The sequence below is a fragment of the Mucilaginibacter sp. OK283 genome (assembly GCF_900110415.1).
Taxonomy (GTDB): domain Bacteria; phylum Bacteroidota; class Bacteroidia; order Sphingobacteriales; family Sphingobacteriaceae; genus Mucilaginibacter.
Genome location: NZ_FODR01000003.1, coordinates 202,886 through 228,327, shown reverse-complemented (window position 1 = coordinate 228,327; position 25,442 = coordinate 202,886). Strand labels below are relative to the sequence as shown.

20 protein-coding genes are annotated in these 25,442 nt (G+C 42.3%); 11 read left to right on the top strand and 9 right to left on the bottom strand.

Going from position 1 to position 25,442, the window contains the following annotated elements:
• The first annotated feature begins 2 nt into the window (after window positions 1–2).
• The 3 genes from BMX56_RS09115 to BMX56_RS09105 all read left to right on the top strand — a co-directional run bounded on the left by BMX56_RS09115 (window position 3) and on the right by BMX56_RS09105 (window position 3,965).
• Window positions 3–1,547, top strand: a complete 1,545-nt coding sequence (locus BMX56_RS09115) for a sensor histidine kinase (protein WP_090644888.1) — start codon at window positions 3–5, stop codon at window positions 1,545–1,547.
• Window positions 1,548–1,616: 69 nt separating this feature from the next.
• A complete protein-coding gene (locus BMX56_RS09110) occupies window positions 1,617–2,708 on the top strand; it encodes a PAS domain-containing sensor histidine kinase (protein WP_090644885.1) in 1,092 nt (363 codons plus the stop codon).
• A 132-nt stretch (window positions 2,709–2,840) separates the two neighbouring features.
• A complete protein-coding gene (locus BMX56_RS09105) occupies window positions 2,841–3,965 on the top strand; it encodes a C1 family peptidase (protein WP_090644882.1) in 1,125 nt (374 codons plus the stop codon).
• A 33-nt stretch (window positions 3,966–3,998) separates the two neighbouring features.
• Here BMX56_RS09105 and BMX56_RS09100 read toward each other — a convergent pair whose 3' ends face one another.
• Together BMX56_RS09100 and BMX56_RS09095 are read right to left on the bottom strand one after the other, a co-directional pair.
• Window positions 3,999–4,373, bottom strand: coding sequence for a DUF779 domain-containing protein (locus BMX56_RS09100; RefSeq protein WP_090644879.1), 375 nt, complete (start codon window positions 4,371–4,373; stop codon window positions 3,999–4,001).
• A 73-nt stretch (window positions 4,374–4,446) separates the two neighbouring features.
• Complete coding sequence (locus BMX56_RS09095) at window positions 4,447–5,949, bottom strand: aldehyde dehydrogenase family protein (protein ID WP_090644876.1); 1,503 nt, start codon at window positions 5,947–5,949, stop codon at window positions 4,447–4,449.
• A gap of 156 nt (window positions 5,950–6,105) precedes the next feature.
• Here BMX56_RS09095 and BMX56_RS09090 point away from each other — a divergent pair, with 156 nt between their 5' ends.
• Window positions 6,106–7,032: an AraC family transcriptional regulator gene (locus BMX56_RS09090; protein ID WP_090644873.1), complete on the top strand. Its 927-nt coding sequence runs from the start codon at window positions 6,106–6,108 to the stop codon at window positions 7,030–7,032.
• Between the two features lie 100 nt (window positions 7,033–7,132).
• Here BMX56_RS09090 and BMX56_RS09085 read toward each other — a convergent pair whose 3' ends face one another.
• Window positions 7,133–7,369: a helix-turn-helix domain-containing protein gene (locus tag BMX56_RS09085; protein WP_090644870.1), complete on the bottom strand. Its 237-nt coding sequence runs from the start codon at window positions 7,367–7,369 to the stop codon at window positions 7,133–7,135.
• A gap of 331 nt (window positions 7,370–7,700) precedes the next feature.
• Here BMX56_RS09085 and BMX56_RS09080 point away from each other — a divergent pair, with 331 nt between their 5' ends.
• Window positions 7,701–8,018, top strand: coding sequence for a hypothetical protein (locus BMX56_RS09080; RefSeq protein ID WP_090644867.1), 318 nt, complete (start codon window positions 7,701–7,703; stop codon window positions 8,016–8,018).
• A gap of 290 nt (window positions 8,019–8,308) precedes the next feature.
• Here the strand turns inward: BMX56_RS09080 and BMX56_RS09075 are convergent, their stop codons facing one another.
• The 6 genes from BMX56_RS09075 to BMX56_RS09050 all read right to left on the bottom strand — a co-directional run bounded on the left by BMX56_RS09075 (window position 8,309) and on the right by BMX56_RS09050 (window position 16,984).
• Complete coding sequence (locus BMX56_RS09075; RefSeq protein ID WP_090644864.1) at window positions 8,309–10,669, bottom strand: ABC transporter permease; 2,361 nt, start codon at window positions 10,667–10,669, stop codon at window positions 8,309–8,311.
• A 157-nt stretch (window positions 10,670–10,826) separates the two neighbouring features.
• Window positions 10,827–11,639: a DUF4097 family beta strand repeat-containing protein gene (locus BMX56_RS09070; protein ID WP_090644861.1), complete on the bottom strand. Its 813-nt coding sequence runs from the start codon at window positions 11,637–11,639 to the stop codon at window positions 10,827–10,829.
• An 11-nt stretch (window positions 11,640–11,650) separates the two neighbouring features.
• The gene (locus BMX56_RS09065) at window positions 11,651–12,502 is read right to left on the bottom strand and encodes a DUF4097 family beta strand repeat-containing protein (RefSeq protein WP_090644858.1); all 852 of its coding nucleotides are present in this window, start codon (window positions 12,500–12,502) and stop codon (window positions 11,651–11,653) included.
• 11 nt (window positions 12,503–12,513) lie between these two features.
• Window positions 12,514–13,332 (bottom strand): zf-HC2 domain-containing protein, encoded by an 819-nt coding sequence (locus tag BMX56_RS09060; RefSeq protein ID WP_090646168.1) that lies wholly within the window; start codon window positions 13,330–13,332, stop codon window positions 12,514–12,516.
• 4 nt (window positions 13,333–13,336) lie between these two features.
• Window positions 13,337–13,888, bottom strand: a complete 552-nt coding sequence (locus BMX56_RS09055) for an RNA polymerase sigma factor (RefSeq protein ID WP_218152395.1) — start codon at window positions 13,886–13,888, stop codon at window positions 13,337–13,339.
• Between the two features lie 510 nt (window positions 13,889–14,398).
• The gene (locus BMX56_RS09050) at window positions 14,399–16,984 is read right to left on the bottom strand and encodes an ATP-binding protein (protein WP_090644852.1); all 2,586 of its coding nucleotides are present in this window, start codon (window positions 16,982–16,984) and stop codon (window positions 14,399–14,401) included.
• 169 nt (window positions 16,985–17,153) lie between these two features.
• Between BMX56_RS09050 and BMX56_RS09045 the strand changes: the two genes are divergently transcribed.
• The 6 genes from BMX56_RS09045 to lysA all read left to right on the top strand — a co-directional run bounded on the left by BMX56_RS09045 (window position 17,154) and on the right by lysA (window position 25,414).
• Window positions 17,154–17,576 carry a secondary thiamine-phosphate synthase enzyme YjbQ gene (locus BMX56_RS09045; protein WP_090644849.1) on the top strand — a complete coding sequence of 141 codons (423 nt, stop codon included), beginning with the start codon at window positions 17,154–17,156 and terminating at the stop codon, window positions 17,574–17,576.
• A gap of 188 nt (window positions 17,577–17,764) precedes the next feature.
• A complete protein-coding gene (locus BMX56_RS09040; RefSeq protein ID WP_090644847.1) occupies window positions 17,765–18,466 on the top strand; it encodes an NUDIX hydrolase in 702 nt (233 codons plus the stop codon).
• Window positions 18,467–18,915: 449 nt separating this feature from the next.
• Complete coding sequence (locus tag BMX56_RS09035; RefSeq protein WP_090644844.1) at window positions 18,916–20,841, top strand: tetratricopeptide repeat-containing sensor histidine kinase; 1,926 nt, start codon at window positions 18,916–18,918, stop codon at window positions 20,839–20,841.
• A 314-nt stretch (window positions 20,842–21,155) separates the two neighbouring features.
• Window positions 21,156–21,947, top strand: a complete 792-nt coding sequence (locus BMX56_RS09030; protein ID WP_090644841.1) for a DUF3575 domain-containing protein — start codon at window positions 21,156–21,158, stop codon at window positions 21,945–21,947.
• A gap of 857 nt (window positions 21,948–22,804) precedes the next feature.
• Window positions 22,805–24,115 (top strand): aspartate kinase, encoded by a 1,311-nt coding sequence (locus BMX56_RS09025; protein ID WP_090644838.1) that lies wholly within the window; start codon window positions 22,805–22,807, stop codon window positions 24,113–24,115.
• A 99-nt stretch (window positions 24,116–24,214) separates the two neighbouring features.
• On the top strand, window positions 24,215–25,414 hold the full coding sequence (gene lysA, locus BMX56_RS09020; protein WP_090644835.1) for a diaminopimelate decarboxylase: 1,200 nt from the start codon (window positions 24,215–24,217) through the stop codon (window positions 25,412–25,414).
• Window positions 25,415–25,442 lie beyond the last annotated feature (28 nt).

The following is a 25,442-nucleotide window of genomic DNA, read 5'->3' as shown; positions in this document are numbered from 1 at the left end:
CAATGGCACTGTCGGCCCGTGATATGGAAATAAAGAAGCTATCGGAACAATTAATTGTTGCCAACAAGGAATTGTTAATCCAACACCAGGAAAACGAAAAACTCGCCGCCGATTTAAACCTGGCCCTCATTGAACTTGAGCTGCAAAACACGGCGAAAGGAAAAGTTGTAGCCGAACTAACTATTGCCAACATCGAGCTTGATTTTCAAAACGAAGAAAAAAGGAAACGGGCCGCCGAACTGATTATAGCCAATATTGAACTTGATTTTCAGAACGTTGAAAAAAGGAAGCGCGCCGAAGAATTGCTAATTGCCAACAAGGAGCTTGATTTTCAGAACGAAGAAAAAGAAAAACGGGCTGCCGAACTGGTGATTGCTTATGCCCAACTCAGTTTTCAGAACAAGGAAAAAGAGAAACGAGCCGCCGAATTGATATTGGCCAATACCGAACTGATTTTCCAAAATCAGGAGAAAGAAAAACGGGCGGCCGAATTAATTATAGCCAATACCGAACTCATTTATCAAAACCTGGAGAAAGAAAAACGGGCCAACGAATTAATTATAGCCAACGAAGAGCTTATTTATCAGAACCTGGAAAAAGAAAAACGGGCAAATGAACTAATTATAGCCAACAAAGAACTTGTTTATCAAAACAAAGAAAAAGGCAAGCGTGCAGCCGAATTGATTATTGCCAATATTGAACTTGATTTACAGGATGAAGAAAAGGAAAAACGCGCTGCAGAATTACTGGCCGCACTTAAAGAACTCGACTTTCAGGACGAAGAAAAAGGCAAGCGCGCCGCCGAGTTGATTATTGCCAACAGGGAAATACAGGTACAAAAGCAGGAAAAAGAACGACGCGCCGCCGCCGAGGCCAAAAAAGATGAGTTTTTTAACATGGTAAGCCATGAGTTTAAAACCCCGCTAACCAATATCAAAGCCATTAACCAGTTACTGGAAAAAACAGCCGATAAGGCCGGCAAAACCTATTCTTTCATTTTAAATGCCAACCACAGCATTAAACGCCTGGAGCGGTTAATTGAAGATTTGCTTGACGTTACCCGGATAAATGCCGGATTGATAGATTTAAACATCGCCGAATTTAATTTTACCGATGCCCTTACCCACAGTATTGCTAATGTTCAGCTAACATCAGACAGGCACCGGATTGTGCTGGAAAACTCAGTCGGCATAAAATACCTTGGCGACCAGTTCAGGATAGAACAGGTAATGGTAAACCTGCTAAATAATGCCATCAAATACTCACCTGAAGCTGATAAAATACTGGTTAAAGCCGAAATATCAGGAGACAGAGTTATGGTAATTGTGGAAGATTTTGGTATTGGAATAGCCAAAGAAGATATAGATCAGCTGTTTCAGCGATTTTACCGGGTAAGCAAAACGGCAATGCTTTACCAGGGTATAGGTTTGGGGCTTTATATTGCTGCCGAGATCATTAAAAAACATAACGGTACTTTCAATATCGAAAGCGAACCGGATAAAGGCAGTCGCTTTTGCTTTACCCTGCCCTTAAATGCAGGCGCTTAAACAAATTACATTAAATACAAAAGCTATTGCTTAACTTGTTAGCCTTATCCAATTATCAAAGTAACCATTATGTCGTCAATGTTAGCCTACAAAGAGCCGTCTATCAAGGTAACCCAAGAGCATCTGAAAATAGCGCTCGACCAGGTTCAATTAGGTTTTTGGGAACTTGACCTGGCCAGTTACACCCTCAACTGCACCTCTAAATGTAAAACCAACATCGGCATCGGCGAAAACGATACATTGGATTATGATAAGTTATTGAACTGTATCCTGCCCGATGACAGGCCGCTAATGCCCGAAGCAATTATTGAGGCTATTCAATCTGCCGCGGGGGTTTACAGCCTGCAATACCGGGTAAGGCATCCTGATAATACCATTCATTGGATTGATGCAAAGGGGACAGTGCTATTTGATGCGGCAGCCCCCTCACACATCATAGGCACCATGGTTGATATCACGGAGAAGAAAGACCTGGAACTTTTAAGAGATGAGCTTTTTAATGTAACCACGCACGAACTTAAAACACCGTTATCGGCAGTTAAAGGCTATTTGCAATTATTAGATAGGTTTATTGCCGGCATTGGCGATGAAAAAATTACCCAGGTGGCCAAACGGGCCCTTGGCTCGGTAGAAAGGATTACCAGGTTGCTCAATGAAATGGCCGATCCGGCCAACCTATCCAACCAGATCAGGTTAGCTAAAGATTCATTTGATTTAAACGCCCTTGGCGAAGAAATTGCGGCCAACGCTATGCTGATAAATCCCGAATACAATATTCGGGTGGCTGCCACAAATAATAAAAACCTGGTATTTGCCGATAGGTACCGTATTGGCCAGGTTTTAACAAATTTGGTAAATAACGCTGTTAAATACTCGCCCGATTGTACCAATATAGTGGTATATATAGGGGCAAACGAGACCGAAGCCAAAGTACAGGTTAAAGATTTTGGCATAGGCCTGCCCAAAAGCGAGCATCACAAGGTGTTTCAAAAATTTTACCGGGCAACATCAACGCCACAAAACATACCCGGGTTTGGCATCGGCTTATTTTTAAGTGCCGAAATCATTCTGAGGCATGGTGGCCTCATAGGTGTAGATGATGACGAATCGGCAAACGGCACCTGTTTTTATTTTACCCTGCCGGCACCCGCTGTTAGTTAAAATAAATTTCACCTATCGCAAACCGATCAAACAGGTATTTAAAAAGGATGCCAAGGGATTGTTATTATCGGCCGGTGCCATTCGTCCAATCAAAATTTATTCCTATTTTAGTAGTTTACCCCATTATTTAAGATGAGAAAACATTTCCTATCCCTGCTATTTGCCGCTGCTTTTGGTTGTGCTTATGCGCAGCAGCCGGTAACCATTAAAAAAATTGCCGCAGGATCTGTAAAATACCAGGGCGGCACCAATACCTGCTGGTCGTTTTCAACAACGTCGCTGGTTGAATCGGCAGAGATAGCGAACGATAAAAAAGACATCGATATTTCGGAACTATATACATCGCGCAACCTGTTTATTGAAAAGGCAAAACGTTATATCCTGTCAAACGGCACAAGCTTGTTCGAGGCTGGCGGGCTGGCCCATGATGCCATGTACGGGATTGAAAAATATGGCGCTATCCCCAACGAGTTTTACACACGTAAAAAAGGTGTCGAATTTTCAGACAAAAGCAACAAACAAACCGACGAGATCCTTAAAAGCTACCTGGATTCGGTACTTAAAACGAAGCCCATCGATGCCAACTGGCTGGCCGGTTTTATTAAAAAGCATGATGATATTGTGGGTACACCGCCAGCTAAATTTACCTGGGAGGGCAGAGAATACACCCCGCTTAGTTTTGCAAAAGAGGTTTTAAAGTTCAACAGGCAGCAATATGCTACCATTACTTCGTTTACGCACCACCCTTTTTACGAAAACTTTCCACTGGAAATTCCCGACAACTTTTTGCTGCGCGAAAATTACCTGAATGTGCCGTTGGATGAGTTGATAGCCATTGCCAAAACCACCATTGAAAAAGGGCAGTCGCTGGTAGTTGATATGGATGTAAGTAACAACGGCTGGAACTGCGGCAAAGCAGGCTACGCCCTATTTGAAGATAAACGTTTTTACCGGGTGGGCAATGCCGACACAGCAGAGATGACGTATAGCGCGCCTTTACGGCAGCAATTATTTGAAACCCTAATTACGCAGGACGATCACCTCATTCACATTGTAGGTATCGCCAAAAGTAAAGGCGGCAAACTGTTTTTTATCCTGAAAGATTCTGGAGGCGATCATTACGGGCCGTTTAAAGGGTACGATTATGTATCGGTAAATTATTTTGCCATTAATGCGCTAAGTATTACTGTGCCGGTTACCGCGCTGGATGAAAAGTATGCTAAACTGGTAAAAGCACCGCTACCGCTTATCAATTAAACACAGAAAACAAGGCAATCGACAAAAAGCGGATCAGGATTCAAAATATTCCACCGGCTCCAAATCGCCCAGTTCTTCATCGGTAAATAACCTGGAGCGGATAATGAACCTGATGCCCATAGGAATTTCGATAGAAAAGCTGCTGCCGCGGCCAGGGGTAACATCCAGTGTAAGATGCGTATGCTTCCAGTATTCAAACTGATCAATACTCATGAAAAATTCGCAGCCTGCAACTTCTCCTATTTTCACATCACTGCTTCCAATTTTAAAGTCGCCCTTTTCAAAACACATGGGCGATGAGCCATCGCAGCAGCCGCCGCTTTGGTGAAACATCAGCTCGCCAAACCGGGCTTTTAACTCAGCTATTACTTTTTCGGCTTCGGGGGTAACGGATACTCTTTTGGTCATGGCAAATCAATTTACAAAATAAAAGGCGCCGCAAAATCCCAAACATTTTGCGGTCGCCTTTAACATTACGGGGTTAAAAGAAGCCCAGTTTGTTCTTATTATATGAGATCAGCATATTTTTGGTTTGCCTGTAGTAGTTCAGCATCATTTTATGATTTTCGCGGCCAAAGCCCGATTTTTTGTAACCGCCAAAGGGCGCATGTGCAGGGTAAGCATGGTAATTGTTAACCCAAACCCTGCCCGCCTGTATAGCGCGGGGCACCTGGTAAATTTCGTGGGCATCACGTGTCCACACACCGGCACCTAATCCGTAAAGGGTATCGTTGGCAATTTCAATAGCCTCTTCGGTAGTTTTAAAGGTAGTAACCGATACCACCGGGCCAAAAATTTCTTCCTGGAAAATGCGCATCTTATTGTGGCCTTTAAAGATGGTTGGCTGTATGTAATAGCCCCCACCCAACTCGTCAGGAAGCTTTTGGGCGTCCCCGCCGGCCAGTACCTGTGCTCCTTCTTTTTTACCAATATCCAGGTAACTTAGAATTTTTTCATATTGATCATTAGATGCCTGAGCCCCCATCATGGTAGTTGAATCTAAAGGATTTCCCATAATGATGGCATTTGTGCGGGCAATTACACGTTCAATAAACTTATCGTAAATATTCTCGTGCACCAGCATACGTGATGGGCAGGTACAAACTTCGCCCTGGTTTAAGGCAAATAATACGGCGCCCTCAACTGCTTTATCAAAAAACTCATCGTCGGCATCGCCAACAGACTCAAAAAATATGTTTGGCGATTTACCGCCCAGTTCCATGGTGACGGGAATTAAATTTTCTGAGGCGTACTGCATAATCAACCTGCCGGTTGTGGTTTCGCCGGTGAAGGCAACTTTGCTGATGCGAGGGTTAGTAGCCAGTGGCTTGCCTGCTTCGGGGCCAAAACCGGTGACAATGTTTAAAACACCCGGGGGCAAAACATCGCCAATGAGTTCCATTAGCACCATAATACTGGTTGGGGTTTGCTCGGCGGGCTTTACCACCACACAACAACCGGCTGCTAAAGCGGGCGCTATTTTCCATGTGGCCATTAGTAAGGGGAAGTTCCATGGAATAATCTGGCCCACTACGCCAAGGGGCTCCTGCAGGTTAATACTTACAGTAAACTCGTCATGCTCAGATATGCTGCTTTCCTCGGCGCGGATGGCACCAGCAAAATAGCGGAAGTGGTCAACACATAGCGGCAAATCGGCAGCCATGGTTTCACGGATGGCTTTACCGTTATCGATGGTTTCTACCGTAGCCAGGTAGCTTAGGTTATCTTCAATTATTTGCGCAATTTTAAGTAATAAGTTGCTGCGGGTAGTTGCCGCGGTTTTACTCCAGGTTTTAAATGCCTCTGTAGCGGCATCAACAGCTGCCTCGATATCTTCTTTGGTTGATCGGGCGGCTTTGGTAAAAACCTTGCCATCAATGGGCGAAATATTATCAAAATATTCGCCGTTAACAGGCGGAACAAATTTACCGCCAATAAAATTGTCGTACTTATCCTTAAAGGATGGTCTTTGGGCTAAACTCATGATGGTTTTATTTTTTAATTGGTTAAGCTAAGTTAGCGGTGGCCTGCATCGGGCATTTGCACTATACTCTCAATTGGGTGCATTATAATTTCAATTTTAAAATGAATTATAAACTACGGATTACTATGTCTAATTTTATTTAATAATAAACCAATTATGAACGAGAGAAACCTGGTATCTCCGTTTGCCCTCAGTGGTAAACGTGAGTTGCACACGCTGGTAGAAAATCGCCGTGCATATACATTAAACCACTGCGAACTAAATATTTACGAAACCTATCAGCGCAGCGAACTGGTTCCGCTTACTTTTGATGACCTGGTTATTACCAGTATGCTGCGCGGTAAAAAAGTAATGCACTTGTTTGATAAGCCCGGTTTTGATTACCTGCCCGGCGAAACCGTGATTGTGCCGCCCAACGTTACCATGACTATCGATTTCCCCGAGGCATCCGAGCTTAACCCTTCGCAGTGTACTGCCCTGGCCATTAATCATCATGAAATAAAAAGCACGCTTGATTTTTTGAACGAGAATTATCCCCGTGCCGATGACGTATGGAAGCTTAACTACCAGCAATTTCACTTTTTTAACAATCATGAACTGGCCCAGCTGATTAATAAGCTCATCAGCATAAGTACAGGCGATGTGTTAACCAAAGACGTACTGGCCAATTTAACGCTAAAAGAGTTGTTAATTAGAATTATGCAGATGCAAAACCTACATATTGTACAAGATAATATGCAGCAACTATCCACAGGAAACCGTTTTGCTTATATTTTACAATACATTAAAAACCACCTTACCGAAAAGTTGAACATTGATGCCCTTAGCCAGATGGCCTACATGAGCAAGGCCAGTTTTTTCAGGGCATTTAAACACGAAATGGGAATTTCGCCGGTTGATTATATTATTAAGGAGCGGATACAGTTTGCTAAACAGCTATTGCATAATCCTTATTGCAGTATTGCCGATGCCTGTTTTAAAGCCGGATTCAACAACCAGCATTATTTCAGCCGGGCATTCCGTAAAATTGCCGGTACAACGCCAAGTTTTTATAAGGCGGGGATTGTAAGGGAGATGAATTAGACTTTGGGCTACCCGAGTCCCGGGCTTTCGGGGTCCCTGACGTAAGACAGCGGACTTTTTCACGACCTAACCCACTGTTATGGATGACAAGGATAACAGCTTACGCTGCCACGCCATCAGCATTAATAATGTCGACCGGATCGATCTCCAATACGCGGCAAATCTTAAAAAACCTTTCTAAGGTCAGTTTAACATAGCCCAATTCAATTTTGCTATAGGTATTTTGCGATACATTCAACTTGGCAGCAAGATATTCCTGCGAGTAAGCCAACTGTATCCTGGTATTACGGATATTTTGGGCTATGGTTTTTACGCTGTGGTTTACTAAGGCACTCATTGGTTATGGTTTATTATTTATTATATAAACGCAATAAACAATAAGTTGGATTTTTTAGATGTTCACTTATTTCAATAAAGAGTAGTAGTACTGGTTGTGCCTCTTTTTGGAATATTCATGAGGGTACGATGGTAACTATAGCGAGAAATCACCTCTTTTGAATGGCTGTTCTGCAGCAAGTAGCCAAGAAATCACTGCCCGAAAGCGTACATCTGATGTATCAAAACGAAACGAATATTGAACGCCGAAATCAACATAAATTATTGATATACAAATAAATAAAAGCATGGCATTTGATTTGCTCCATGTAGATTAATAAAGTGAAAGTACCATGAAGCACCACAAACAATTGGAACGGCGTACATTTTTGCAAGACCGTTTCGACATTTTAATTAAACGACAAAAGAATGGTACAGCTACCTTTAATGAACTTACCGAACTTGACGATATTGTAAACCGCGACCCCGCAATCCGCGAAAGTATCCTGGTAGAAATGCAGGAAGGCGATGCACCTGACGATCATGCATTGCCTGTTGAAAAAGCAGCTATTGAGCCGGTAAAAAAACAGGGGCTGCTTGATTTGATCCGCGGGTTTATTAACAGATGGTTTGTGACAGAACCTGTTGGTATGAAAACGGTATTGATTTAGAGCGGCAATCACATGCATTAGTTATACTTATGACATGTCCAATTTCCCTGTCATCCTGAGGAACGAAGGATCTGTCAGCTATGAATGACCGATAGAAAAGTTGGCGAATAGATGCTTCGTTCCTCAGCATGACAGTCTTTTATTTTTGTATGTTATTCCACCTTCAGTGTTTCGCGAAATTTTACCACCCAGCATGACTTATTTTAGCTACCACCTATCGAAAGAGCAAAATAAAGGGTAAAAAGCATTCCAATACCTTTTGCCTTTAACCCTTTACCTTTCACCTTCGTCTATTCGCTCCTCAAACTTTTTACCGGGTTCATCAACGCGGCTTTAACCGCCTGGAAACTTATGGTAGCAAATGCGATAAGTATCGCCATAAACCCGGCAAATACAAATACCAGCCAGCTTACGTTTATCTTATAGGCAAAATCCTGCAGCCATTTATACACGGCGTACCAGGCCAGCGGCGACGCCATAAGGATAGCTATCAAGACAAGTTTAATAAAATCGCGGGCCAGCAGGCTTACTATGCCGCTTACACTTGCACCTAACACTTTGCGTACACCAATTTCGCGGGTACGCACCTGGGCGGTGTATGCGGCCAAACCTAATAAGCCAAGGCATGATATAAATATAGCAATACCTGCAAAATAGCTGAATAGCTTACCTTCCTGCTGCTCGCTTTGGTACATTTTATTGAAAAGATCATCCAAAAAATTGTAGGCAAACGGGTATTCGCCATTATACTGTTTAAATTGTTTTTCGGCCGCACTTATTGCCTTTTGCGCATCGCGACCAGTGGTTTTAATGTAGATGGTGTTTAGGTACGCGGGCTTGTACCAAAACATGGCAGGTGCAATTTTCACTTTCATAGATGCGTAATGAAAATCTTTAACTATGCCTATGATAGTGCCCTTAACCCCTTGCATGGTAAAACTTTTGCCTATAGGGTTGTTCATGCCCATTTCTTTGATGGCCGCCTCGTTTAAAATATAATGCGATGTATCAATTACAGAGCCGGTAAACATAGTCCCCTCTTTCAGGTTCATTTTAAAAAATGACACCATGTCCTTGTCTACTGCTATGGGGTGAATCATCATGTTTTGTTTAGGATCTTTACCATCCCAATCCAGCCATCCTGTAAAACCTCCAAAGCGCACTATATTTTGGTTCGACCGGGTGACGGCCAATACGCCGGGTTGCTTCAACAATTCAGCTTTCACCGCATCATAGTGCGACGCCATATCGCGCATCCAGAAGCTGATCACATTCTCTTTATCATAGCCCAAATTCTTCTGCCGGATGTAGTTTAACTGGCCCGTAATAACCATGGTGCCGATGATGAGCACTATCGAAAACACAAACTGGGTTACCACCAATATTTTGCGGAATAGCGCATCGCCAAGACCTGCGGAGATCTTCCCTTTTAAAGCCTTCAAAGGCTCAAAAGATGACAACAGCAAAGCCGGGTAAATGCTGGATAGAGCAAGCGTGCCTGTTATAGCGCCAAGCAAAACTAACCACACATGATAATCGGCCAGGTTAAAAACCATCTCTTTATTAAGCAAATGGTTAAACATAGGCATCAATATAAAAATCAGCCCAATGGCTAATAAGACCGCAAATGAAAACAACAGCGCTGTTTCTACAATAAACTGCATAAACAACTGCATTTTTGCCGCGCCGATAATTTTACGCATACTGATCTCTTTTGACCGTAGCATTGACCGTGCAGTTGAAAGGTTTACATAGTTGATACAGGCTATAACCAGTATAAGCAGGGCTATAATTATAAAAATGCGTACGGTGGATATCCCCTTATCACTTATATCGGCATTGTACAAATGCATTTTTGCTATGGGCAGCAACAGGTATTCGGCATCGGTATCATCAGCCTTATGGTTAAGGTGAATCTGCCTTATTTTTGTTGTAAGCGCTTTGGTTGCAGCCCCTGGTTTAAGTTGTAAATAGGTTTCGTAATTAAAAAAGCTGAAATTATTACTCAGGTCGTTTTTGTTTGCCAGCATCGCCTTTTCGTGAAAGCTCATGGGCATCAGCATATCGTAATTGATACTGGAATTTTTAGGGAAATCAGCTATTACGCCGCTTACTGTAAAATTGGCTTTGTTCCCATCGGCAATAATGACTTTACCAATGGGATCCTGATTGCCGAAAAATTTTTGCGCAGTTTTTTGGGTAATAACAACTGAATTGTCGTCATTAAATGGCTTGCCCGCGTTGCCCTTTATCAAATGAAAATCGAACATCGAAAAAAACGAAGGATCTGTAAAGGCGGCATTCTCATCCCCAAAAACCTTATCCTTGTATTTATACAGCGAAAAATTGTAGTTGCCGGAAATGCGTACACACTCCTTCACCTCGGGCAACTGCTGCTTGGCCATAGGGCCGATTGGCGCTACGCCCACACTATATATCTGCCTGCTGGCGCCCGTGCCGCCAAACAACTCCAGCCGGTAAATATCCGGCGCTTTTGCATGGAAACCATCAAAACTTAATTCATCCTGCACCCAAATGAGTATCAGGATACCAATAGCCAAACCAAGCGTTAAGCCCGCAATATTGATAACCGAATAAAACTTATTCTTGACCAAATTGCGCCAGGCTGTTTTTATGTAGTTTTTGAACATGGGAGGATGATTTGAAAATTAATATCGATTTGAAAATTTGAGGATTTGAAAATTTGAAAATGAGTTTGATGATTATTGCAATGGGAATAAACCTTCGCCGCCAGGCGCTTCATTTACATTTTCAAATCCTCAAATTTTCAAATCTTCAAATTAAAAACTACTTCGCTTTCCTGATATACACCGCGCCAAAGGTGGTTTTCATCATTAGTTCGGGGCCGCCGCCGGCTATTTTGCCGTATACCCACTCGTCAACTTTCAGGCCATACATGCCGTCTTTATTGGTGCGTGTTACGTTGGGTTTTTGTTGCTCGGTGGCTACATCAAAATCGGTAAAAATATCACCTCTGTCCGATTTTAATTTTACATTGGCCTTCAGGCTTGCCGGAAAGGTGACATCTATTTTGCCGTTCAGGGTGGAAAATGCCATAGCTGCTTTTGGGTCGATGGATTTAAAGGTAACTATTACCGGGCCGTTTACGGTTGTGGCTACCACTGAGCCGGAGATATCTGTAAGTTTTATAGAACCATTTACGTTGCTCACTTCCAACTCCCCATCCAGGTTGCTGCCTGTAATATCGCCGCCATTTACAGTTGATATTTTAAAAGTGGAAGTAGTTTTAGGAACCTTTATGATTAAATTAACCTGTTTGCCCATGCTGCTGTGCACCGTTACCTGGTTGTTATTTTCCTGGGCGCTGATATCCATGCCGTTGCTGTTTAAACGGTGCATCCCGGCTACTTTTTCCTTTTCCTTATCACGGTCCTTACGTTTTTCGTCCACCTGGCCTTCAACTACAATTCTTTTACCTTCGTAGCCTATCACCGTGATCGATCCGTCTATCAAACCTACATTTAATTTAAAGGGTTTGCCAGGATCACTTAGCGGAACAGTCAGTTGCTCCTGTGCCCACAATCGGCCAGTTACCAACAGAGCTACCGCGAATACACTTAAAAATTTTATCGTTTTCATCTTATCGTTTGTTATTGTTGTTTTTTGATATAAATATTCCCGTTAAGGGTCTCGAATTTGAATAGTTTACCGCCCGAACCAATGCGGACATCGGAATTTGAACTGAGTTTATAGGTAGTACCTGCCCCGCTTTTTGCTTCGGTTTTAACCACTTTGCTCGGCATTACCTGGGCATCAGGAAAATCGGTAAAAAACTGCCCGTTCATGCTTTTAAAGGTCAGGTCGGCCGATAGGTTGGCAGGATAGGTAATATTCATTTGCCCGTTGATAGTGTGATACGATGATTCGCCGGGAGGCACGGCCAAATAATTCACTGTTACCGGGCCATTTACAGTATGCGCAATGGTGGTTCCTTTAGCGTTGATGATCTCTAACGAGCCGTTTACGTTGTTTACTTTTAATGATCCGTATACATCTTTAACGGTAATGTGGCCATCGTTTACTGTTGATACTGCCAGGCTTGCATTAAAGGGCACTTTGATGGTATAATCAAGGTGTACAATATAATCTCTCCGGTGGCCCTCATCATTACGGTTCCAGGTATGCGGCCGGGTGTCATAAGGTTCGGCTGTGTAGGCTATTACGCTATCAGCTTTCTGGTCAAAGCCCAGCTTAACTTCTTTTTTAGCAACGTCGATATCGGCCTGGGTTTTGCCTTTGATGGTTTCGTCAATCTCCATCAATACTTTATCACCGCTGTATCCTTCTACCTTAATGGTTCCCCAAATGTTGTATACCGCAACCGTGCCGCCGCTCACTGTAAATTGTTTGGTAATGTGCTCTTTATACTCCTGTGCCTGCGCGGCGTTTTGAGCAAGGCATAGCCCGAGTGCCGCAAAAACGGCAAGTAAAACTGGTTTCATAATGGTTATTTTTAAATGAGTTGTGTTATGGTTTGTTTGATTTTGTCTTTTACACCGGGGTTAAGGCCTTTTTGTTTCAGTAACTCTTTAAACGAATTAACCGACTTTTTTTCCTGCAGCTTCAGCATCACATCTGCAATGGCCGATTGCAGCAGCGGCGAATCCTGCTGAACGATGGATGCTATCAGCCCCTGCCGCACTTCCGGGTGCGCGGCCAACTGGGTTAGAGCATCAAGCGTACTTAAGCGTACATTCACATTCGGATCGTTGTTAAGGGTGGCAAATAAAGCATCAATAACCTCCTTATCGGCATGTTTAATCTCGCTGGTATAGCTTACCGCTTTAATCCGTTCAGATGCCGATGGATTTTCGAGCATTGCCAGCATCATAGTTTGTTTTAGCTCATGTACCTGCGATGTAAGGTCTTTCAACTGCTCGTCTTGTTTGCCGGCGGTGCTTCCCCTGAAAGCCAGGTACCCCGCGCCAAAACTAACCAGTACGATAAGCATGCTATAAGCCAGCGGCCGGCGCTGTTGCCATTGCCATAAGCGGGCAATTTGTTCTTTTATGCTAAAGGCTGGCTTGCTTTCTTCAACCGATTCCTTGTAAGTATCAAGCATGGCTTTAAACTTTAGTTCCATGTGGGCACCCGGTTCCGGTGCCTGCATATTGCCCATTAAAGCCCAAACCTGCTGCATTTCGGCAAGTTCCCGCATACAACCCTGGCAGTCTGATACGTGTTTTTCAAACTCATCACGCTCGGCAGCGGTTAACTCATTGCTTATATAGCCGCTAAATTTTTCTTCGTATTGCGCACAATTCATCTTCATCTGTTTAACGTTCCATTTTGGCGTAAATATCTTTTAACTCCTGCATAGCCCTAAAGGCGCGTACTTTAGCGGCCCCTTCGGTAATACCTAAAATTTGCCCTATCTCCTGGTACTTCAGCTCCTGGAAACGACTGAGCGTTAGTATCTCCCGGTTATCATCGCTCAACTTTTCCATAGCGTTATATAAGCCCGCATTGGCCTGTTTTTTCTCCAGGTGCTCATCGGCGCTGGTGCCTCCCGGCAACCTGTCGGCCAATTCACTTATGTCCTGGTATACGCCTTGTTTGCCACCTTTTTTGGCATTATCTTTTAACACATTGCGGGCTATCTGGTACATCCAGGCCATAAACTCGCCCTCGCCTGTAAAGCTGCTACGATACCTGAGCATTTTGTAAAACACGGTTTGCACCATATCCTCGCTGGCCTCGCGCTGATAGGTCATGTGAAACAGGAAGCCGTATAAGGCACGGTAATGCCTTTGGAACAGCAGCCCCATCCTATCCAAATCTCCGGCCTTTACCCGGAGCATGATCGTGTTATCACTTAGTGCGTTCAAAAAGGCCTGGTTGCGTTAGTTATATATTGGAGACCGCCGTAATTTTAATTGGTTACAGGAAATTTAAACTTTTTTTAGGGAAAAGATGAAAGGCGAAAGGTAAAAGGTTAAAGATGAAAGCAGGGCAAACGCGTTTAAATAGTCAATCCTTAAAAAGTCAATAAACAACGCGGCGGATATTTCTGGTACTTTAAGTATTTGACAGCTGCAATTGATAATTCATATAAAAAGAGCCAAAAGATTGTCTTTCCAGTGTTAACCATGATAAAATACAAAATATTGATTATCAAATATTTACAAATATTCTATCTAAAATATATTAAGTTATGTTAACCCAAAACGTAAAGTACTAAACAACGGCTTGAACGCAGGCTACGACTCACCCCGACATCGCTGCGCTGGCCGGGATAAGTCGTAGCCGCCATGCGATATACGTCATTCCCCCCTTTAGAATTTCGCAAATTTCATCACTCAAGACGACTCAGTTTGTCCGCCTAACTACCGCCATACCTACTCCAGCGGCAATGTAAACCAAAACGTGCTCCCCTGCCCTAATTCACTCTCTACACCAATTTCGCCACCATGGCGTTTTACAATTTCTGAACTGATGTATAGCCCAAGGCCAAGGCCCGCGTTTTGGTAACTGGCAGGCTCGGCCCGGTAGTAACGGTCAAAAAGATGGCCTATCTTTTCTTTTGACATCCCGGGACCGGTGTCTTTTACCGATATTTTGGCAAACCCATCCAGTTTTTCAATAACAAAGTAAATCTTTTTTGACTCGGGTGCATATTTTACTGAATTGTTTACCAGGTTTACTACAGCCTGATCTACCTGGTGTTCATCGGCGTTTACTACTAATTGTTCGTCGCCTATAACAACCAGTTCGTGCTTGCCTGTAATGCGTACATGATTACAGCAAACATTCAGCATTTGGGCAATATTAAACGGGGCTTTATTAAGCTGCAGTTTGGTTTCGTTCATCCGGCTCACATTCAGCAGGTCTTCAACCAACGCACTTATTTTATTCATACTCCTGCTGGATTGCTCTATTAGCTTAGGCAGCATCTGCGACGATGGATTATCTTTCATAAGCTCCAGCAATTGTAACGATGCTTTTAGGCTGGTAATAGGTGTTTTAAGCTCGTGACTGGCAATACTTATAAAATCGTCCTTCCGTTGTTCCTGTTCACGGCGGTCGGTTATATCAAACATTACGCCCGAAAAATGCGGGGCCTTGCCAGGCTCGGCTTCGTACAACTTACCGGTGGCTTTTACCCACCTTGTTTGCTTATCATGATAACCAATAATCGGATGCTCAATCTGATGCAGCGCACCCGTTGCTATAGAATGCTCGATGGAAGTGAGTACCCTTTCGCGGTATAGCTCGGGTATTTGCAGGGCAGCAGCGTCGTATGGCATTTCCTCGTCGGCATTAAAACCAAACAACTGCCTAAGCCGGCCATTTGTAACTAATTCCCTTGTAGTTGCATTAATGTACCAGGTACCCATATCGGCAGCCTCTACAGCAATACGTTGTTTCTCTTCGGCCAGTTCAATGGCTTTCCGGGCTTTTACCTGCTCGGTTACTACGTGGGCAAGCAGCATAATGCTGGTAGTTTTACCTGCAGGGTTTTTTAATGGCTGATAAACAAAATTGGAGTATACTTCCTGAATTTTCCCATCCTGCTCCAACAAGGTCTTAACTTCGTTGCCGTAATAAGGTTTGCCGCTGTCGTATACTTTTCCAAGCAACTTCAAATACTTCCTTCCAATCCACTCTGGTATTGCTTCTTGCAACGGCTTACCAATAATATTGTCGGTTTTCCCCCATACCGCTAAAACCTTTTTATTGGCCGATTCAACAATAAAATCGCGGCCTTTCAATACAGCAATTGCAACAGGGGCATCGGCCAGCATATAGCTTAGCTTAGCCTCACGCTCGGCCAGTTCAACAATATTAGCGCTTAAATTCGCCTTCGCTTGTATCAGTTCCTCGTTGGTGGCCAGCAACTCTTCATTTGCAGCAGCTAACTCCTCGTTTGATGCGCCTATCTCTTCATTAAGCACTTTTTGCTCGTCATAGCTTTTTTCTAACAACTGCCGGGCTTCAACAAGCCCTGTAATATCGTTAGCGGCAACTACTACGCCTGTTACATTTCCATCTGTATCAAACAAAGGGTCGTAGTAAAAGCTTATATATTTAACAACAGTACCGTCCGGCGTATCCAGGTAAAATATTTCCTCATCCTCGCCGTAGCTAACGCCGGTATCATAAACCCTGGCCAATAAAGCCGCAAAGGGCTGACCTTCTAATTCGGGCAGTATTTTCAGCAACTGTTTCCCCGTAATGTCACCATTAACTTTACCCCAAATATCGGCAATTGCCTGGTTTGCTATTTCAACTGTCCAGTTGCGCCCCCTTAATATGGCCAGCGGGTTTCGTGCAGTTGCTATCAGGGTACGTAAATTCAATTCACTTTCAAATAACTGTTTGGTACGCCTGGTTACCCGCTCTTCTAATAATATGTTGGTGTGCTGCAATTGCTCCCGTATTGCCGATAGCTCTTCGTTACTGGCCTCCAACTCTTCTACCGTTGCCTGTATTTCATGATTGGCCTCGTTCAATTTATGATTAAGCGATATAAGTTCTTCTTTTGACAGTGCAAGATGCTCATCGGCCAATACCTTATCGGTTACATTGGTAACCATATGAATAATGTACTGGATATGATGGGCATCGTCAAAAACGGGTGTATTTAAAGGTTCCCAATATCGTGTTATAAACTGCCCTGCAACCATGGGGTTCGGCACATCATAACGCTGTATGGCCATTTTATGTGGCTGCTTGTTAAGCAACACCGATTGCAGCGAGGCATTTAAGTTAAATACCCCCATAGCCTCCGGTGTATCGGGATTATCCGGAAAAACGTCAAAAACATTGCGACCCACTATGTTTTCGCGGATGGTTTCTGTTTCCCTTAAATATTGATCACTGGCGGTTAGTATCAGCAATTGCGGCGACAGGATAGCTATAGAAACCGGAACGGTTTCCAATGCTTTAAGCGTTTGGGCAGACGGACCAATATTTGCTGACATAAATAGGTTATAAGACGCAATTTACTTTGCGTTTTGCGAAATTTAAAGTAATAATTAAAATAAACCTAAAGATTAATTTGTTTTGGCAAAACAATATTATAGCTATTCAGAATAATACATTCTTAACTTAATACTCCCTAAATTTGTTACCTAACTACAGTTTTAAAAAATGCAGATACATCAGCAAGCTATCCGACTACGCGAACGCAAACGAGGTTTCCATTTAATAACCGCCGAGGTGATGCAGGCGCTGCCGCAAATAGCCAGTATGAGGGTAGGTATGTTACAGGTTTTTATTCAACATACTTCGGCATCGCTCACCATTAATGAAAATGCCGATCCAACTGTGCGCATGGATTTAGAGATGTATTTTAACAAAGCCGTGCCCGAAAACGATCCCGACTACCGGCACGATGATGAAGGACCAGATGATATGCCCGCCCATTTAAAAGCCGCCATGCTTGGTAGTTCAGTAACAGTACCAATCCGCAACGGCAGGCCGGCGTTTGGAACCTGGCAAGGTATTTATTTATGCGAACACCGTAATTATGGCGGCAGCCGCGATTTGGTAATTACAGCCTGGGGAGAATAGAGGCCTCACCTGCTCCCTCGTCAAGGTACTTCTAAAAAAATTCTTTGCGAATTTTTCTTTATTTTTTGTCAAATTACCGTCTTAAACACACTAATTAAACCTTATCCGCAAGCAAGGGCTTAACCAAGGCTTCACATATCCCAAATGTTATTATATATTTGTTTTTGTTATAAACCTTTACAATAAAAATGCAGAAGTATTCGAAACAAACCAGGTTATTATTAGCTGTAGATTGTATAATTTTTGGCTTTGACGGGGAGGTTTTAAAAATATTGCTGATCAAAAGAGGATTTCAGCCCGAAAAGGGCAACTGGAGCTTAATGGGTGGTTTTGTGCAGAACGATGAAAGCCTTGACCAGGCGGCCAACCGTATCCTTAAACAGCTTACAGGCCTTGAAGGCGTGTACCTTGAACAATTATACACCTTTGGCGATCCCAACCGCGACCCACTGGAGCGAACCGTTTCTGTAGCTTATTTTGCTTTGATTGACATTCATAAATATGAAACCCAGATAAGCGCCGATTATCACGCCGAATGGTTCCAGCTAAAACGGGTGCCAAAACTGATATTCGATCAGCAGGAAATGGTTGAACAGGCGCGCAAGCGTATCCGTTACAAAGCGGCCATGCACCCCATCCTGTTTGAGCTGCTGCCTACAAAATTCACTATACCACAATTACAGATCCTGTACGAGAGTGTTTTTAATACCACTATTGATAAGCGTAATTTTAGTAAAAGAGTACTGGCTACAGGCCTGCTTATTAAATTGGCCGATAAAGATAAAGCCGGCTCCAAACGAGGCGCTTACTACTATCAGCTTAACATGCAAAATTACTATGCCAAATTCCAGGCGTTCATGAATTTTATTCCGAACCCTGATAGCTTGTAAAGGTAAATTTGTTTGATGTTTTTTATCGCTGAATATCGCAACAACGTTTAAATCTTTATGGTTAATTATGCCGGGCAATTCCTGGCAAGGCAACTGATTATATAATCCCGCTACGGCATTTAAGCAAATGCGCTATGAAAAACAGGCAAATTGCTTCGGCATCAGCTATTTCAACAAATCATTTGAAAACACAGTTGCCGCTTATGCCAATTATTACCGGTATAAAAAAGTGGTCCATGTATTATTAGTCAAATTTGATGATAAAAAATATTTGAAGTACCTAAAGTAAAAAATCAAAAAATAGGGGAAATTATCAATAAATAGCCAATAACTGCAAAAAAAGACAATATTGGCAAGGTATTTTATATATCGGGATATTGTTTAGTACTAAAAATTTTACATATATTCATCCTGTCGATTTATTTCCCTGCAACAGCTTGATTTATAAAATGAAGAAGCACTTAAGCCTTTTATTGTTGCTGATATTTGCGGGTAAAGCCGGCTCTTGCCAATTAAAAGATATTGACAAGATCCAAAAACAACTTCCTTTAATAACCGATAGTATAAAATACGTTGACGCCCTTAACCGTTTGGGGATGTTGATGTATGAAAAAAACATTGATAACTCATTTTACTACGCAAAGCTTGCCAGGGCTATTTCTACAAGGTTAAAATACAAGCAAGGTGAGGCCGACGCCCTTAACGTAATAGGAATAGTTTATGACTTGCGAGGCAATCTTCAACTATCCCTTAGGTATTATAACGATGCCTATAACCATTACCTGGTATTACGCGACTCGGCCAATATCGTTCAGACCCTAATGAACATTGCACTTGTTTTTAACGAACGTAAAGAAGACAAAAAAGCCATAGAAGCTTTAAAGCAGGCATTAGCCCGGGGAGCAGGCCTTAAAAAAGATTCGATCATCTCTTTGCTGTACTGTAATTATTTGTTGTTGTACCCCGATTCGGTTAGTGAAAATTTAGCCAGGATATACCTTGACCGGGCGCGCCGCATTGCTACTAAGTATAAAGATGAACGGGTATTGTTGGTAACCGACCAGGTACAGGCAAACATTTACCTCAAAAATGGCAAACGCGAGCAAGGCATAATGCAATTGCAAAAGGCCGCCGCCGAGGGCATAGCATTAGATGTAAACTATGTAACCCTTGATATACTAAAAAGCCTCGGCGACCTTTTTATCCTTACGGATAGTACAAAAGCTATCTACTACTATAAACAGGGGCTGGCAATATCGGAGTTAAAGGGTTATCATTTTTACGGCAAAGTTTTTGGCAAAAGCCTGTACAATATCTACAAGCAAAACAACCTGCGCGAGGCGCAAGGTTACAGTAGCAAACTGCTGGAACTGTATGAAGCCGAAGAAGTATTTAACAATACGTCGGGACTTGATTATATTGACTACGCCATAAAAGACCAGCAAATTGAGGCGCTAACAACAAGGGCCGAAAACCGCTATACCCTGATGTTGGTTTTTGGGTTCCTGCTTTTGCTTACCGGGCTTTCGGTAGGCATATTTTACCGCCTATACAGACTTAAACGCCGGCATAACGAAACTCTGGAAGAGTTGAACCGCACAGTGCAACTGCGCAACCAAAAACTGGAAGTTGATCATGAATTTAACAACCGCCTGGTATCTATCCTCGCGCATGATTTCAGGCAGCCCCTTGGCTCATTAAAAACCCTGGCTACTGTTTTAAAGGATGCAGATGCGTTTACCCACGAAGAATTGATGATGCTGGTAGAAACCATGGAACGTTCGTCAGACATAGCGCTGGAGATTTTTGAAAATATTTTACAATGGATAAAGCAACAACTATCCGGCTTTAGCTATAGCCCCGTTGCACTACCACTCAGGGAACTTATAGACGAGGCTTTACAGCCATTTGCTATTATAGCCCGGGAAAATAAGATTACATTAATAAACAATGTAGATAGCAACATTCATATTGATGCTGATAAAGAACTTGTACAATTTATCCATCGCAATTTTATACATAATGCAATCAAATTTTCGCCAGAGAATTCGTGTATCACCATTACCGGTTTTGGCGCCCCCGATGAGGTAACGGTTTGTGTACAGGACGAGGGCAAAGGCATTTCTCCAGAAAAACTACCGGGGATATTCAATTTCAAGATAGACCTGAAATACAGCAGTGAAAAAGAAAAAGGCGCAGGTGTAGCCCTCATGATATGCAGCGATTTTATCGACAAAATGAATGGCCGCATCTGGGTTGAAAATAACAAAGGCAAAGGCGCTTCATTTTGCTATGCACTGCCTGTTATTCAAAAATCATCAAAAAGAACCATTTCAAATACACCTGTTGCCGCCAATGCGCTTCCGGATTTATAAACCTTTTTATTACTCCCGAAAAGTTTTATCCAACATCATCAATCTTAAACACCACAGCTATTTTGCTGGGCTTTTGTTCCGGACCGTTTATCACCAAACGTATATCTCGGCAGTTTCAGTAAATACCTTGGCTATTCATGTGGCTGATTAAGCTTAAGAAAAAAAATAATAAATTAACCGATCAATGTCGACTATCAATATAATAACTTAAAAATAAGATAATTACGCCTTAACGTGAATATTGTGTAAGCTAAAACACTTTTGTAATTTCACCAGTTAAACCAACCAAATCCAAACTATTAACCACAAACAGTATGCAAAAAAAATTACCATCATTTTTAAAAACAACTACTGTATTTTTAAGCATTTTACTATGCTTCTGTATCAGCAACGTATCGGCTCAAAACAGCGATTATAAAAAAAACAATATCCAGGTTAACTTATCGTCGTTAGTATTGCATAATTACAGTTTTAACTATGAACGTTCAGTTGCCCGTAAAATAACCATATCAGCAGGATATAAATTTATGCCCGATACCCGCATTGGCGATGTATCTTTAATAAAATCCATAGGTGATAAAATATCAGATGACGGCGACAATATTGATTACAAAAATACCCGCACCTCAAATCAAACGTTTACCGCCGAAGCACGTTTTTATACCGGCAAACACGATGGGCCCCGTGGGTTTTATGTTTCATTATATGGCAGGTATAACAGCATGAAAGTTAACTACCCATATGTTTATACAATTGGCAACGGCAATAATGTAAATGTGCCTTTGACTACTACATTAAATGGCATAGGCGGTGGTGCCATGATTGGCGCCAAATGGCTTATAGCCCAAAAGGTATCATTAGATGTGTATATACTGGGTTTACACTACGGCAATATGAGTGGCGATGTAATTGGTAATATAGACCTAAGTGCCTTATCGGCCAATGATAAACAGCAGCTTAAAGACGATATTGACAGCAAGTTTGTTTTATTAAACCATAATTATATTAAAAGTTCTACTGTTACCAATAGCGGCGTTACCGCGCATGCCAGCGGCCCTTTTGCCGGCATCAGGGGCCTGGGTATTAACTTAGGGTTTTCATTTTAATTATATTTATACCTTGTTACAGGCATTTTTTAAGCAAAATACCATGAAAAATTCATGGGTAATCCTATAGCTTTTTATGATAACATGCCCTCTATCCTTTTTTTGACATTTTTTCACTTGGTTTTTCTTTGTAAAATATTCACTTGATATCCTGCCGGATAACATCATTTATCTGCCTGGGTAACATTGCCAGTGCAGTGCAAATGGTTAAAGCCAATGAATACGGTTATTGCGCAAGGCACCAGTCAAATTGTTCCTGTTTAGCAACACCAAACGGGACAATTGGTGTTAAAGAGTTAAACCGTTTAATAAAAACCAATGCGCCGGGCAATCTATACCGGGTGCGGTGAAAGGTTAAAACAGAATAATTACTATATTAGCTGAAACGAAGTTGCGGTAAAAAATGCAACTTCGTTACTACCTATCATAAGCATACAAAATTTGTTTGTAATATGCGCATAGTAGATATAAACACGAATTCACCAAAGAAAAAACGCAAATTACACCTGTGCCCAAAGTGCAAAAGTAACGGTGGCCAAAGAAAGCAACGCCCATTGTTAGTTAAGTGGCTTTTGTTTTGGCTGCCCATAAGGATTTACCATTGCAAAATTTGCAGCAAAAAATTTATGACATTCGGCAGTTGGTGATAAATCTTGATAAACAACAGCAAGGTGGTTAATAAACTAACCGTTCATCATTGTGATTGAAATGCATAAGCAAATTTCGCCAATTTTATAAAAAAGGCCGTTTCTGAAAACCAGCTAAATTTTATTAGCTATAAGCATTTTAAAACCCTATTTTTAGCGCCGCAAATAAGGGCACCTTCCTGCCCGTTATTTTAGGTTAACAAAATAGCAATGAAAGTTTTAAAATTTGGCGGCACATCTGTAGGCAGTCCGGCCCGCATGAAATCACTGCTTGACATTATTGACCCTACAGAAAGACAAATCGTTGTGCTTTCGGCGGTATCAGGTACAACAAACAACCTGGTTGAAATTGGACAGGCTTATCTTACAGGCGATAAAAAGAAAGCCATAATCCTGATAAGTGCGCTAAAGGATAAATACGAATTATTTATAAATGAACTTTTTACCAACGCCGAATATTTAAAGCAAGGCAAGGAAGTAATTGACTATCACTTTGCATTACTTAATAACCTGGCCAATAATAATTTTACTACTATAGAAGAGAAAATAGTTTTAGCCCAGGGCGAGCTGCTATCCACCACATTGTATCATGTTTACTTAAAAGAGATAGGTGTGCCATCGGCACTGCTGCCTGCTTTGAGTTTTATGAAAATAGATGAGGATAACGAACCTATTGTTGATTATATCACCGAAAAAATAACCCCGTTACTGGATAAACAACCAGAGGTTAACCTATTTATAACACAAGGGTTTATTTGCCGGAATGCTTTTGGCGAAATTGATAACCTGCGCCGTGGCGGCAGCGATTACACAGCATCGCTGATAGGTGCCGGCATCCGCAGCGAAGAAGTGCAGATTTGGACAGATATTGATGGAATGCACAATAACGATCCGCGGATTGTAAAAGGCACGCAGCCTATAGCCCAGCTATCATTTGATGAAGCAGCCGAGTTGGCGTATTTTGGCGCCAAAATATTGCACCCGCAAAGCGTGTTCCCGGCGCAAAAGTATAAAATACCAGTACGCCTGTTAAACACTATGGATCCGCAGGCAAAAGGAACGCTGATAACCAACACAAGCGAAAAGGACAAAATCAAATCTATTGCTGCCAAAGATGGCATTACGGCCATCAAAATTCAAAGCAGCCGGATGTTGCTGGCACATGGCTTTTTGCGGAAGGTATTTGAAGTTTTCGAGCGATATAAAACATCAATAGATATGATTACCACATCAGAGGTGGCAGTATCTTTAACTATTGACGACACCACTTACCTTGGCGAGATTACCAGCGAGCTTAACATATTCGGTTCGGTAGAGCTGGATGTAAACCACACCATCATTTGTGTAGTTGGCGATTTTGGCGCCGAAAAACATGGCTATGCAGCAAGGGTGCTGGAAGCAGTAAAACATATCCCGTTAAGAATGATATCATACGGAGGCAGCGACCACAACCTGTCATTACTGGTTAAAACAGATGATAAGGTGGAAACGCTTAGAAGCTTGCATAACCGGCTGTTTTAATTGGGGAATTGGAAATTTCGATTGCGGATTTATTTTCGATTCCTAATTTGCCACCGCTAAGTTTTTTGACTTTTGAATTTTGACTTTTGAATTAAAAAAATGTTTACAACCAATACCATAAATACCTTCAATCAATTAGATACCCCGTTTTATTACTATGACATGGGCGTATTGCGCCAAACGTTGGAAGCCTGCCGGGATGCCTCGGCAAAACATGGCTTTCATGTGCACTATGCCATGAAGGCAAACTTTAACCCGAAGGTGCTGGATATGATTCAATCTTTTGGTTTTGGTGCCGATTGTGTGAGCGGCAACGAGGTTAGGGCAGCTATTGAACATGGTTTTGACAAAGGCAAAGTAGTTTTTGCAGGGGTAGGAAAATCAGACCGTGAAATAAACTATGCGCTTGATGCTGATATTTTTTGTTTCAATGTCGAGTCGGTTCAGGAACTGGAAGTAATTAATGAATTGGCGGCTGCCAAAGGTAAAAGGGCCAATGTAGCCATCCGCATTAACCCTAACGTTGATGCGCATACACACCATTTTATTACTACCGGGTTAGATGAAAATAAATTTGGCATTAATATATGGCAGCTGCCCGATGTGGCTACAGCCCTGCGCAAATGCGCCAGCCTGCAATTTTTAGGCATTCACTTCCATATAGGCTCGCAAATTACCGATCTGGAGGTTTATAAAAGCCTTTGCACACGCATTAACGAAATGCAGGATTGGTTTGAAGATCATGGTTTCCCGGTTAAAGTACTAAACACCGGCGGTGGCTTAGGTGTTGATTATTACAGCCCCGACACCAACATTGCCGATTTTGAAAACTATTTCCAGGTATTTAAAAACTTCCTGAACGTAAAACCGGGGCAGGAAGTACACTTTGAGCTTGGCCGTGCTTTGGTAGCCCAAAGCGCATCGCTGATATCGAGAGTACTGTATGTAAAAAATGGCAAAAAGAAAAACTTCCTGGTATTGGATGCCGGCATGACTGAACTGATACGCCCCATGCTTTACCAGGCTTATCACCAGATAGAAAATATAAGTAAGAATCAAGAGTCAAGAATCAAGAATCAAGATAACCCCACTCACAACTCACAACTCACAACTCACAACTTGAAATATGACGTAGTAGGCCCCATCTGCGAAAGCACAGATTGTTTTCAGAAGGATGTTGCCCTTCCGGAATCATTCCGTGGCGACCTGATTGCCGTACGCACTGCCGGCGCATACGGCGAGGTGATGGCCTCTGGTTACAACCTGCGCGACAGGGTTGGCAGTATTTATTCAGAATAGGTTCTTTTAAGTCGAAAGTTCTAAGCCG